Source organism: Streptomyces spiralis, assembly GCF_014654675.1.
In the GTDB taxonomy this organism is placed as follows: domain Bacteria; phylum Actinomycetota; class Actinomycetes; order Streptomycetales; family Streptomycetaceae; genus Streptomyces; species Streptomyces spiralis.
The window spans coordinates 1-11677 of sequence record NZ_BNBC01000053.1; the positions used below are offsets into that span (position 1 = coordinate 1).

An 11677-nucleotide genomic window follows, 5' to 3' on the forward strand; every position below is an offset into this window, starting at 1 on the left:
CCGAACCCAGAAGGCCCTCACCTGTTCAAGCACCCAGCACGCGTGTCACCAACGTCCCGGGACAACACACCTAGGGCGTCGAGGCGTGCAGTCACTGTCGGCCCGATGCCGAGCTCGGATACCTGGAGGGGTAGCCGCTCCTCAGCGCCGCTTCCGCAGCGACGGCAATCCGCCCGACACCGTTCGCACGCTCGTGCTCACGCGTCCTACGCGCAGCTCAAGCTCGGCAGGCGCGGCCTTGGCCTTGCCTTTTGCTCGACGTCGGCGTCGCTTGTGCCTGCCCTCCTTCTCGACGGCCTGGTTCTTTCCTTCGGCGGCCTGGCGCGCCATGAGTTCAAGCGCCGCCTTGCGTTGCGCCATCGCCGCCTTGTGCCGAGCCATAGCCTCAGAAGCCGACTCGCCATTCAATGGCTTGGTCATACGCCCCCCAGAGATTCAGCGCCACTTGAGGATGCCCGATGCGACGGCACCGCAGAAGGAGTAGGAGCGAACGAGTTCCGAAAGTGCAGGACCCGCCGCGACGGGGTGCGCGGCCGGGGGGACCGCTGCTTCCAGGCCGGGGTGGGGGTGCCGGTCCGGGTGCGGCCGCAGCCGCTGAAGGAGACGTCTGGGTCGTGGCCGTCGCCGCCCTGCACGGTGAGCCTGCAGGCGCTCGCCGAGGGCGTCAAGGCGTGCGGGCACTGCCGGCCCGACGCTGGGCTCGGCTTCATCGAGAGCTGACAGATCACGCACTCCGCAGGGCCATCCTGGTCATCAGCCCCAGGCTGTCCGGAGGACCTGGTCGGCGTGGCGGAGCATCAGACTGATGTTCCTATCTACCTTGCGCGGTGGGAGGGCCGAAAGGGCCCGATGAGTGCACGAGGAGCACGATGTCTCTGCGTACAGCCGGAGGGGCGCGGCACAGACGGGTGCTGGCCGCAACCGCCCTGGCAGCGACGACCGCAGTTGCAGGCCTGGTCGGCGCGGTCCCGGCTCAGGCAGCCCCGGTGACGCTGGTGCGTTGCCCGGCCCAGAACCTGCAGACCGCGATCGACAGCGTCCCTGCGGGGTCGACGCTGCTGGTGAGCGGGACCTGCACCGGCAACTTCACCATCGATAAGAACCTCAGCTTGGTCGGCCTAGGCGCGACCCTCGACGGCAACCGCACTGGCACCGTCGTGACCGTCGCTGCCGGGGTCCGGGCCCAGCTGACCAACCTCCGCATCACTAATGGTCTGTCCAGCGGCCCTTTCCAGGGCGGTGGCATCACCAACCTCGGCACGCTGACGCTGACCCGCTCTAGTCTGACGAGCAATAATGCGACTTTTTACGGCGGTGGCATCTACAACTCTGGGGCCGTGACACTGACCGGTTCCACGGTGAGCGCCAACGGCGGGAACCTGGGCGGCGGGATCTTCAACGGGGGCGGCACAGTGAGGTTGACCAGCTCAACGGTGAGCGGCAACTTCGCAGTCAGCGGCGCTGGCGTCTTCACCTCGGACGGTACTGTGCAGTTGGTAGGGACGCGAGTCACCCACAACTCCGCGAGCACCGTGGCGGGCGGTGGCGGCGGCATCGTGAACGGCTTTGGCACGGTGACGCTGACCAACTCGACGGTGGACTACAACACCGGATGGGTCTCGGGGGGTATTGACTCCAGCGGCACGACGCGGCTGACTAATTCGCAGGTCAGCCGCAACACCGCGACTACTTTCGGCGGCGGCATCCGCAACATTGGCGGTCCGGTCACCCTGACCAACTCCACGGTGGACCATAACCAGGCCGGCACCGACGGGGGCGGGATCTACAACACTTCTGTCTTCGGGACGGCTACGGTCACGCTGAACCGGTCGCGGGTGTTCACCAACACGCCGAACAACTGCGCCCCACCCGGCTCCGTCCCCGGCTGCAGTGGCTGACTGCCTTCGCCGCTGGCAGTAGACGCTACCGCGGCGCGCAGGAGCCCCGGCAAGTGCAGCATCTCGACTTGCCCGGGCCTGCTGCGAAATGGCGCAGCGCTTCGCTTACGCTGAGCGCGGTCAGCGCGCGGCCTTCTTGCCTGGCTGCTTCTTCGCCGCGGCCTTCTTCTTCGGGGCGGGCATCTCGTGCACCTGTGCCTCGCCGACGTCGCCGCAGGAGGCCTTGGCGCGGGCCACGGACTCGTTCAGTGCGGCCATCAGGTCCAGCACCCGGCCGGGCTCGGCCTCCGGCTCCGGTGCGGCCGGCGGCTCGCGGTGCTCGCGCTTGGCCCCGATCACCTGCTCCAGCGCTTCGGTGTAGTGATCGACGAAGTCCGGGCCCTCGAGAGCGTCGAGGGTCATCGTGTCCATGAGAGCCAGGGCTCCCTTGATCTCGGCCTCGCTCACCTCCACCGGCGGCGGGAGTAGCTCGGCAGGGTTGCGGATCTCGTCCGGCCAGCGCATCACGTGCATGACGAGCACGTCGTCCCGCACCCGGAGCAGGCCCAATCTCTCACGGCCGTGCCACGCCCATTTGGCGACAGCCACCCGCGACGACCGGCGCAACGCCTCGACCAGCAGCTTGTACGGTTTCGCGGCCACCCGCTCGGTTCGGGGCCAGGTAGTAGCCCTCGCCGATCCGGATCGGGTCGATGCTGGCGAGCGGAACGAACGCATCGATCTCGATGGCGCGCGCGGTCGGCAGAGGCAGGTTGGACAGCTCGGCGTCGCTGATTGGGATGACCTGGTCGCGTGACAGCTCGTAGCCGTTGCCGATTTCAGACTGATGAACCTCACGGTCCTCCAGCTCGCAGATCTTCTTGTAGCGGATCCTGCCCTGGTCGGCCAAGTGGTACTGGTGAAACCGCACCGAGTGATCTTCGGTGGCGGATTGGACCTGGCAAGGAACGGTGACGAGCCCGAAGCTGATCGCGCCACTCCAGATGCCCCGGGGCGTGGCATACCTCCCGCAGTAGTCCCGAGCAGCATCAGCCTACGACCAGCCCCGGTGCGGAGGCATCCGCGGCGGCCCGGGCGCGTGGCATGACTAGATGATCAATTCCAAGGGGTGCCTGCGGAGGGTGTGGTGGGTCAGGCGTCGGGGTCGACTTCGGGGTGCGTGAACCGCACGGGCTTGCCCAGCGACCGGGCGTAGGCGATTTCGGCTCGGATGCTGTCTCCGATGTAGTCGCCGACTACGAGCACCTCATCAGCGAGCCGGATCTTCGCTCGGTGCAGATCGTCGAGTCGAACCTTCAGCGCCTCGGCCTCGACAGGATCGGACCAAAGTTCGTGCGGAGACTTCATGTCGCAACCCGGCTTGACGACAATCTTTCCGGCTTTGGTCTCGCGCAGATCGGCCTCGGTCATCTCGGTCATGAAACGGGTGGAGCCGCAGATCACGACGATACGCGGGAGGCTCAGCTGCTTCTTCGCGTCGGCGAGTTTCTCCTCGGGGGTGAGCGGTTGCCGGTATGACACTGGTTCCTCCTGGTGGTGTGGTCCAAGGGTGCCTGCGGAGACGAGAACGAGGGTGTCCAAGATTGTCAGCGGCCGCTTCCGCGAGACCGTCAAACGCTCCGACCTGGAAAGTTGGGCCGTGACGCACGACCGTCCCAGTCCTCAAGCGTCACGAACGGGCCCCGACCGCGGTTGGTGGGAGCCCGTGCGGGTGGTTACGCGGCCGGGACGGTGGCCTGCTGCCAGGGGGCCGAGCCGGTCTGCGTGGCCCAACCGGCGAGCCGGTCGGCGTTGTAGAGGCAGATGCCCTGTGCGGCGGCGTAGCTGGCGGCCTGCTGAGTGAAGGTGCTCGTGGTGACCAGGACGGGGATGTCGGCGCCGTGCATCGTGTAGCAGGTGCCGCCGAAGCTCTGCATGTCCGGGGAGCCGACCTTGTGGGTGGGCCCATACCGCTTGCACTGGAAGACGAGCCGCTGTCCGGTGGGGGCGGTGGCGATGACGTCGGCGCCAAGGTCCCCGGCGCCGCCGACAACCTTGACGTCCGTGCATCCGTCGCGCTGGCACAGGTAGGCGATGGCGCGCTCGAACTCGTCCGGGCTCATGGTGTGGTAGCGGGCGATCTCCCGTGACTGCACCTCGCGGATCTGGGCCTGGCGGGCAGCCTCGAGTTGCTGTTGCTCTGCCTGGAGGCGACGCTGCTCGGCCTTGCGAGCGCGGCGCATCATGTAGACGCCGCCCCGGCGGCAAGCGCGGCCAGGAGTAGCGGGAAACCGAGGGCGGGGGCGTGCTCGACGAGTTCGGTGAGGACGGCGAGTGGGACGCCGACCCCGCTGGTAGCAACGAGGACGACGTTCGAGCAGGACGGACCGCGTCTGGTGCGGCGTGGCGACATGGAGTTCCCCCCAGGGACATGATCGGCGGCGGCAGCGTACCCGTAGTGCCTTACGAAGGCGGGCAGATGGAACAACTTTGGTAGGCCTGGCCGCGACAGCGAGGTCGCGGTCAGGGCGCTACTGCGCGACCGACCGCCGGCCTTCCCCGCTGTGAACGTCGATCGCCCCGCCGCACTCCTCGTGCCGCGTCTTGAGCGTCCTCGACTGGGAGGTGATGCCGAAGGCGCGCTCCGCGGCGCCGCGGGCGACGCGATGCCCCTTGTCCTCGGTAATCCGCCGCCGAGCTGGATGGGGTCGCGGTCCAGGCTGAGGAGGTACGTGGCGCGGTGCCGGTTGTATTCCGCATGGCCAGCATCTTGGAGAGCGGTGAGGCAGCCGCGGAGGCCGAGGCCGAACGTGGACGGCGATGGTGCGGACGTTGTGGGCGGCAGTGGTCACGGTCGTGACTCCCGTGCTTTGTGGGGCGCTACGGTGATCTCCGTTTGGGGGCGTGCGCTGGGTTCGGAAAGACGATCGGCGCGCGCCCCTTCGTCGTGTTTGGGCCAGTTCGGCGATGAGGGCTCCCCGCGGCACGCCGCCGCCGCTACGCTGAGAGAGCCTCATCTCAAGGCAGGGCCGGGGCTTATGGACGAGTGGACAACGTCCGCCCCGGGGGGCCTACGTCGTCCACGTAGGTCCCGGCCCGATGAGATGAGGTGGCAGGGATGGTCGACTCGGATGCCAGCCAGGTGAGATCTGGATGGCTACGTAGGGCAGCTTCGCGATTGGTCATCGCCGTTGGGGCTAAGGCCTTGTGGGCGGTGATTGTGAAGCTGTTTGACCACGACGGAGTTGATCTGTAACTCCATAGTGAGGCGGGTGGGATGCGTCCCAAGAACCCCCGGGCCCGATTGGCTCTTCGGTCAGTCGGGCAGCAAGCCCGCCTCACTCCCTGTCCCCCTCTGCGAGCACGACCAGCCTACGAACACAGCAGCACCTCAACGGGGATCACTGGGACGACTGGCTGCTTTTGTGCGGCGTTGGTGGGATGAGACCGCGGGCCAGCTGTTGCTGCGGGTGGCTGTGCTGCTGCATCGGACGGTGGCGGGTCGGGCGGCGACGGAGCGGTTGCAGGCGCGGCGGAACCGGGCGATCCGGGCGGCGCATGACAAGGGGGTGCCGGTGGAGGTGTTGGCCGAGCAGTTGCGGTTGTCGCAGGGCTGGGTGCGGCAGGTGCTTGCCGGACGTAAGCCGCCGGCCGTGGAGGAAGCCGCGTAGGCCGACGTGCGATAGGGTCCCGACCCGCCTGGGTCGGGACCCGTCGTGACGCGCTTCGGTCTGATCAGGCGTGCTGGGCGGCGCACCAAGCACGGAGTTCGTCGGTGAGGATCTGGAAATTCTCCGGGGCCATGCGCTTCTTGAGGAGGGCGACCATCTTCTCGGCGTCGTGGAACGGTATCGGTCCGAGGATCGTGCCGTCCGGGAGGTGGTCGTAGATGACTTCGTCGCTGTGTGCTTGATCAGGCATGCTGTCTTAACGGCCTGGAGCGGTCCGGGGCAGGCGGCATTACGCCGTTCGGCGAGAGGCCGGGCCCACATCCCCCACCGGAGGCAGCACCGGCGGGTAGGCACTGACGGGGAGATCCTCGACACCGCATACACGGCGAAGCAGCCACGCAGTGCAAAATCGGGAGCACCTCACGGTCAGCGGCGCACTATCAGCCGCCCAGGCGGGCGGCTCAGGCAGGAACGATTCGATACCGCCCTGCCGCTTCGGATCGGGCCAGTACCAGCCGAACTGGACTCCAGGCGGGTCGTCCCAGTACTGGCGATACCAGCAGAGCCCAGAGTGCTGGTGCAAGGCGAGTTCAATCGCGCACGCTGCTTCGCCGGAGTTGCACTCGTAGCAGAGCAGGCCTCGCACGAGACCGGTGGTGTGGTCGTGATCGATGACCTGGGGTGGTCCTGGGCATGTGGCGCATTGGCCGGCCTGGGCTCCCCAGAGGCGCCACCAGACGTACCATCGCGGGACCTTGCCTGGGCGTGTCCAGGTTTCGGTTAGGGGGCCGTGCCACGGCCGGACGACTGTGTTTGGCCAGAGCCGGTTGTCCTCGGGGCAGCGTGCCCTTCGTGGGACTACGGCCGGGTCCACCGCGGGACCGGCCCAGTCGGCGCATTTGGGATGACAGTGCCGACAGTAGCGCTGCTCAGTGTCGTATGCGGGATGGTATAGGCCTTCACTGTCTGGGCGAATCTTGTCCGGCCAGGCGAATGGCAGCGGCCGCATGATGGGTGGGCGACACCAGTGGGGGCTTCCAATCGGCCGCGCCCGCATCTGTGTGCTGCAGACTGAGCGCACAAAGGCGGCCAGTTCTTCGGCCAGGGACGAGCGAATTTCGGGCTCTGGAGCGGGCGGCTCGAACGCCTCGGCTATCAGTCTCGGTACGCCGTGCAGCAACCTGACGGACTGAGCGGCGGAAGTCATGAGGCACCGTTGCGCTGGTTGTGTTCGACGAGGCCGCGGATTTGGATCTCAACGAACTCCTGCTGCTGCGCGGTCAGTCCCTTGAAAAGCTGCAGTAGCCGCTGCTCGGTCTCCGGGCTGATCGGCCCCGGTGTCGTGCGACCGACGGCGGCGAAGAACTCCTCGGGGCTGTGGTCGGGGAACTCGCGGGCGAGGGCGTGGATGGCGTCCGGGCGTGGGGTGCTCTTGCGGCGTACCCAGTTGTTGACGGTGGAGACGTGGACGCCGATGCGCTTGGCGATCTCGGTCTCGGTGACGTGGTGCGCGTCCTTGATCTGGTTGATCAGGTCGGCGAGATCCGTCTGCTCGTCGTTCACGTCGCCTCTTCGGTGTGGTTCGGTCATCGTTCCGCCCTCCCTCGACGCTTCCGGCGTCTGACGTCCAGTGGCGCGAGGCCGCCGGCTGCGCGGTTAGGCGCGGGGCGTCGCTGCGTCAGGACTGCCCTGACTGCCCTCGTTCTCCTCGGCGCTTGCGCAGGTACTCGTCGCGTTCTGCTTCCTGCTTCGCGCGGTACTGCTCGTTCCATATGTCAGCCAGTTCGGCAAGGGCATCGTTCATCCGGCTCAGCTCCCAGAGCAGATAGAGGCTGGCTGCGGCGAAGGCTGTCCAGTTTTCCCAGTGAAAGAAGTGGGCCGGGATGTACAACAGGACGACAAGGACGATGTACTTGGCAACCGTCTCGCCCAGATATGTCGATCCGCGCTCGACGCTGACGTGCTGGCCTTTGCTGTGGATCCAATGCAGGCGTGATCTCACTTGTCCCCCCTCATGTCGCGGGTGGGAATCATGCCGCAGAGCGAGAGACCAGCGGCAGCCCTGTGCCGCGCTAAGCCCGGGCTGAGAGGGCGGTGCTGCGTCGGTCAGTGCCTGCCCGGTGGCGGCCCGTACGGGCTGGCCCACGGAAACGGCCGGGGTAGGCGACGCGGGTGACGTGCATCTGCTCGCTGAGATCGCGCTGCACCGACGCGGTGATCGAACAGACGGGCTTCAATCCGGACGTGCAGCTGCACTACGCCGCCGACGTGTCCCCTCAGTGCTGGCACGCTCCGGGACGCCGTGGAGGCGTGCCGGGCCGTACCGTCAGCCGTCCAGCTCCCACCGCATCTCATCCGTCTCCATCGTGAACTGGAGAGAGGCGCCGGCTCCCATGATGTCCAGCGAGTGCTTGAAACACGGCGAACCGTCCACGTCCGCGGCCGGATCGTTCAGGCAGCCGTCGTTCGTGTAACCGTCTGAGGCGCGCATCATCTTGTCGAGCTCGTCCGTGGACCGCGGGTACATCCGTTTCGCGCCGGCTTCCGTGATCGCCTGCTGGAGGTCGATCCCGACGGTGACGATGTCGGTGAGATGGTCGGCGCATTGCTGACTTCCGACGTGCGTGCAGACGCCTTGGACACCGCTGGAGGTGACCTTATCCAGCTTCGGGACCCAGGCGGTGGACAGCTTCGGCGCGGCCGTGCTCGGCGCGGCCGTGTTCGGTGTGGCAGAGGTCGGCGAGTTGGCGTTGGTGGCGCGGCCTGCCTTGCCGGGCGAGGGCTCGCTGCTGCCGCACGCGGTGACCGCGGCAGCGAGGACGACGATGGCGACCAGCGCGGTTCTGTTGTGCATGCCTGATCAGCCTTCCCACACGGTGTAGACGGCGCGGGTCGCCCTGCCCTGGGCGGGGATGCCGGTCCACTCCTCGCGGTAGCTCATCCCCGCGGGCAGGTTGTCGGGCGCGTTGTCCGACGAGCCCCTGTCGCCGCCGACGATCTGACCGGCCGCGTTGTAGAGGATGACCTGCTGCGTGACCATACCCTGCAGGTCACCGTGCGTACTGTTGGTGACCTTCACCGTCAGGTCGTATGAGAACGGGTCGTTCGTGAACAGGTCGTCGCGGTTGCCCTGAGTGAGCTTCAGCTCGCTGGTGGCGAGCATGGGCTGCTCGACGGCTCCGGCCCTGCCGAAGGCGTCCTTCGCCTGCGTGACGTCGATCTTCGCGGGGCTTCCGGTGAGCTGAGTGAAGCTGCCGCCGAGCGTGCCGAGGAAGTCCACCGTGGTGTGGGCGGGGATGTTCGGCAGGGTCTCCCGGCCCGAGCCGACGATGGCGCCCGTCTTGTCCAGGGCGCGCGCGTCGATGGCCACGGATGCCAGGGAGTTACCGGGGTTAGTCACCCGGGCAACGTAGGTGACGCCTGTATCGCCGCTGTCGTCCTTCCCGGTATGGCTCCACACGAGGCGCACGTCGGCACGGGATTCGCTGGGCTGGTTGGCAACGGCCGCGCTGTCGCCGGCGATGTGGCCGGGCTTGCTGTCAGCCTTGTCGCTGCTGCACCCGGTGAGCGTGGCAGCGAGGACGGCGATGGTCACGAGCGCGGTTGTTCTGACGTGCATGGTCCCCCCAAGGACGGTACTAACGCCCGTCATTGTGAGGATCTCGTGAACTTCATGTACATAGCATGCAGAATCCGTGGCGCATTTGTGACACGAACCCAGGGCCTCGGCGCGGCGAACGGCGCGCCGTCGTCAGCGGCCGTACATGCTGCGGATGTAGGCCACTGCAGCACGGACGGCTTGTTGCGGCGTGGCCGGGCGGCGCTGGAAGGTGGCCGGCACGGTCCGCGTGGACTGCATGGGCAGGGTTGCGCGTCGACTGAGAGTTCGATGGTCAGGCGTACTGACGTAGTTCAGCCGGGGTAGTCCTCGCCGAGCACCTCACGCCGTGCAGGGTCGGTCTTCCGGTTCAGCGCGCCCGTCATCCGGAACGCAGCCACCGTCAGCGCCAGCCACGCGATCGCGAGCAGCACCTTGATCACCGTGCGTGCAGTGCCCAGGCTTTCACCGCGCGGCTGATGATCAGTGCGATCACGCAGGCGCACACCCACGCGAGCCAGGTGCGGAACTTCTCGACCCGTACGGCCTTCTGCACGTCGCTGTAGCCGGGCATTGTTTCCCCCTAAGGCGGTGTTGGTGGAGGCATCATCCCGTGTGGTGTGGGATGTGTGAAGCTGATGCGGCCGTTCTGTGACCTGGGTCCGCACAAGTAGCGGTGGCCTTACGAGGGTTCCCGTAGTGACGATCGGCCGGCCGTCACGTCCGATGCTGGTGCTGCTCCCGGTGGCAATCGGACTGCGGCACTTAACTACCCGTGGCACGACAGTTGTTGCACACTTCCAGAGTGGTTGATCCGATCAGCACTGCGGCCTCTGCTGCCGCCAAGACCGCAACGTCCGCGCTCACGAAGCGACTCCAGTCCAAGGCCGGGATCAGGCTTGGTAGCAGGGAGGAGCGGCGCCAGGTGTACGCGCGGTTTCAGACCGCGGCCACAGCCTCCGCCCAGGCTTTCGCAGCTGTGCACTTGGAGTACCAGTTGTACTCCATTTCGCTCGGCAGGAAGCGTCGCGTGGTCATTGCGCCAGCGAGGGCGCACCGCTTGGCAGTACATCTGCTGCGGGAGCAGCGTGCAGACCACAGCGAACTGGTCGACGCCTACCTTGACCTGCGACTGGCAGCGAACCCTGCTCCCCTTGAGGCTGCGAACGAAGTCCTCAATGCGCACAGCAGGGTGCTCAACGTAGGGCTCGAAGCACCCTCCGAGGACGTGTCGGCCGCCGTGAACGCGCTCGTGGTTGCCCAACGTGAGTTCGCCGACGTGTGCCGGGACGACCTGTGGTACCTGCCGACCTGGTGGCAGGCGTACCGACCTGCGTGGTGGTCGGCGCGGCGGTGGCGCAGGCGCCGGTCTGCGTAGCCTTGCCCGCCCGGCCGGCGGGCCGAGGTTCTACGCCCTCCCGGGCGCACGGGTTCGCGCGGCCCGCCCCGACGCGAGCGGTGTACGGCCGCCCGGTACGCCTGCCTCTTGCGAGGGCTCACGGCCAGTGCAGGTCGGCCAGCACCGGAGGTTATTGAGTACCTAGAACAGCGCCACCACCAGCCTTCGAAGACGACTAAGTCGATCCCTACGTGCCGCGTGCGCTGCAGGCGGAATTTCGCACAACCTGTCTCAATCGTTCACGCTCGGACCTTTTCCAGAGATCGGCTACGAGCCGATTTCGGGCTGAGACATACTCTCGTTTGGGTCCAACTCCCTCTCTCAGACACACATTTCCTACGAGAGAAGGGAGAGCCATGCGCCCTGCGTCATGGCAACACCTCTGCGAGGTGTTCCGATCCAGGTGGGCCGGCGTACGTCTTCGTGGTGCGCTGGTCCTCGAAGCCGTCCGCGAGTGGTGCCGGTCCGTGTGGAGCAGCAACCGCGCGCGGACCTGGTTCGCCCAGTTGTCGCTTCAGGTGGTTGCCGCCATCTTGATCGACATCCTGGCCTGGTTCACGCGCGGCCGCTGACCTGCTGAGGGCGGCCCCCGCTGCTGCCGACACTAGTGGCGCGGGGGTCGTCCAGGAGCCGGACCACTGGCCGACCCCACCCTCACGCATCCATAGATGCGTGCGATGTCTCTACCCTAGCGCCCGCGCAAATGCCGTGTCCGGCGATTGTGTCGGCCGACCTAACTTTCCGATTTCGCGTCCGCCCCAACTTTGAGATTTCGCGCCGCGTCCAACTTTCCGAAAAGCTCGTTCGCCGAACTTTGCCAGGGATCAGTCATCCGCTTCGTGGTAGCCCACCCCGTCCAGCGAGTGCCTCGGTGACGGTGGCGCCGTACCAGTAGTGGGCGCGGCCGGAGTGGTCATCCGGCTCCGCCGACGGCCTGGCCGATTTCCCGCATGGAGGGCGGATAGCCGCGCCGCTGCACCGAGTCCCTGATGACCTCGATCACCCGGCGCTGCCGTTCCGCGAGGCCCGAGCTGTCCGCCCGGATGCCTGGAGGTCGGCCCGGAAGGGAGCGCTTGGGTCCCTCCGGATTCGCGGCTTCGTTCATCGCATGCACCGGCTCGAGTCGGCCCTG

Annotated in this window: 16 protein-coding genes and 1 pseudogene; 3 read left to right on the forward strand and 14 right to left on the reverse strand. The window is 67.0% G+C overall.

From position 1 onward, the window contains the following. Window positions 1–141: 141 nt before the first annotated feature. Window positions 142–360, reverse strand: coding sequence for a hypothetical protein (locus IE318_RS36670; RefSeq protein ID WP_189907255.1), 219 nt, complete (start codon window positions 358–360; stop codon window positions 142–144). Window positions 361–869: 509 nt separating this feature from the next. Here IE318_RS36670 and IE318_RS36675 point away from each other — a divergent pair. After that, a complete protein-coding gene (locus IE318_RS36675) occupies window positions 870–1898 on the forward strand; it encodes a right-handed parallel beta-helix repeat-containing protein (RefSeq protein WP_189907256.1) in 1029 nt (342 codons plus the stop codon). 120 nt (window positions 1899–2018) lie between these two features. On the opposite strand, the gene IE318_RS46410 is transcribed toward IE318_RS36675, so the two are convergent. The 4 genes from IE318_RS46410 to IE318_RS36690 form a co-directional block, all read right to left on the reverse strand. Next, window positions 2019–2540, reverse strand: a complete 522-nt coding sequence (locus IE318_RS46410) for a Ku protein (RefSeq protein WP_308438616.1) — start codon at window positions 2538–2540, stop codon at window positions 2019–2021. After that, window positions 2452–2808, reverse strand: a complete 357-nt coding sequence (locus IE318_RS46415; RefSeq protein WP_308438617.1) for a Ku protein — start codon at window positions 2806–2808, stop codon at window positions 2452–2454. The genes IE318_RS46410 and IE318_RS46415 overlap by 89 nt, the downstream gene beginning before the upstream one ends. Before the next feature lie 221 nt (window positions 2809–3029). Continuing rightward, window positions 3030–3419 (reverse strand): hypothetical protein, encoded by a 390-nt coding sequence (locus IE318_RS36685; RefSeq protein WP_189907257.1) that lies wholly within the window; start codon window positions 3417–3419, stop codon window positions 3030–3032. A gap of 194 nt (window positions 3420–3613) precedes the next feature. After that, window positions 3614–4123, reverse strand: a complete 510-nt coding sequence (locus IE318_RS36690; RefSeq protein ID WP_189907258.1) for a restriction endonuclease — start codon at window positions 4121–4123, stop codon at window positions 3614–3616. Between the two features lie 1224 nt (window positions 4124–5347). Here IE318_RS36690 and IE318_RS36695 point away from each other — a divergent pair. After that, entirely contained in the window at window positions 5348–5548 is a 201-nt protein-coding gene (locus IE318_RS36695) for a hypothetical protein (protein ID WP_229903998.1), read from the forward strand. Window positions 5549–5612: 64 nt separating this feature from the next. Here IE318_RS36695 and IE318_RS36700 read toward each other — a convergent pair whose 3' ends face one another. The 8 genes from IE318_RS36700 to IE318_RS46220 all read right to left on the reverse strand — a co-directional run bounded on the left by IE318_RS36700 (window position 5613) and on the right by IE318_RS46220 (window position 9720). Beyond that, window positions 5613–5798, reverse strand: a complete 186-nt coding sequence (locus IE318_RS36700; protein ID WP_189907260.1) for a hypothetical protein — start codon at window positions 5796–5798, stop codon at window positions 5613–5615. A 39-nt stretch (window positions 5799–5837) separates the two neighbouring features. Further along, on the reverse strand, window positions 5838–6755 hold the full coding sequence (locus IE318_RS36705; protein WP_308438618.1) for an endonuclease domain-containing protein: 918 nt from the start codon (window positions 6753–6755) through the stop codon (window positions 5838–5840). Continuing rightward, the gene (locus tag IE318_RS36710) at window positions 6752–7138 is read right to left on the reverse strand and encodes a helix-turn-helix domain-containing protein (RefSeq protein WP_189907261.1); all 387 of its coding nucleotides are present in this window, start codon (window positions 7136–7138) and stop codon (window positions 6752–6754) included. The genes IE318_RS36705 and IE318_RS36710 overlap by 4 nt, the downstream gene beginning before the upstream one ends. 88 nt (window positions 7139–7226) lie before the next feature. Further along, window positions 7227–7550 (reverse strand): hypothetical protein, encoded by a 324-nt coding sequence (locus IE318_RS36715; RefSeq protein ID WP_189907262.1) that lies wholly within the window; start codon window positions 7548–7550, stop codon window positions 7227–7229. A 324-nt stretch (window positions 7551–7874) separates the two neighbouring features. After that, window positions 7875–8402, reverse strand: a complete 528-nt coding sequence (locus IE318_RS36720) for a hypothetical protein (protein ID WP_189907263.1) — start codon at window positions 8400–8402, stop codon at window positions 7875–7877. 6 nt (window positions 8403–8408) lie between these two features. After that, window positions 8409–9167, reverse strand: a complete 759-nt coding sequence (locus tag IE318_RS36725; protein WP_189907264.1) for a hypothetical protein — start codon at window positions 9165–9167, stop codon at window positions 8409–8411. Between the two features lie 293 nt (window positions 9168–9460). Then, entirely contained in the window at window positions 9461–9589 is a 129-nt protein-coding gene (locus IE318_RS46215) for a hypothetical protein (RefSeq protein WP_268256770.1), read from the reverse strand. Further along, window positions 9586–9720 (reverse strand): hypothetical protein, encoded by a 135-nt coding sequence (locus tag IE318_RS46220; RefSeq protein ID WP_268256771.1) that lies wholly within the window; start codon window positions 9718–9720, stop codon window positions 9586–9588. Before IE318_RS46220 ends, IE318_RS46215 begins: the two co-directional genes overlap by 4 nt. A gap of 231 nt (window positions 9721–9951) precedes the next feature. On the opposite strand from IE318_RS46220, the gene IE318_RS36730 reads away from it, so the two are divergent. Beyond that, complete coding sequence (locus IE318_RS36730; protein ID WP_189907265.1) at window positions 9952–10524, forward strand: hypothetical protein; 573 nt, start codon at window positions 9952–9954, stop codon at window positions 10522–10524. A gap of 946 nt (window positions 10525–11470) precedes the next feature. Here IE318_RS36730 and IE318_RS36735 read toward each other — a convergent pair. Then, window positions 11471–11677, reverse strand: a pseudogene (locus IE318_RS36735) (LexA family protein); the annotation flags it as partial.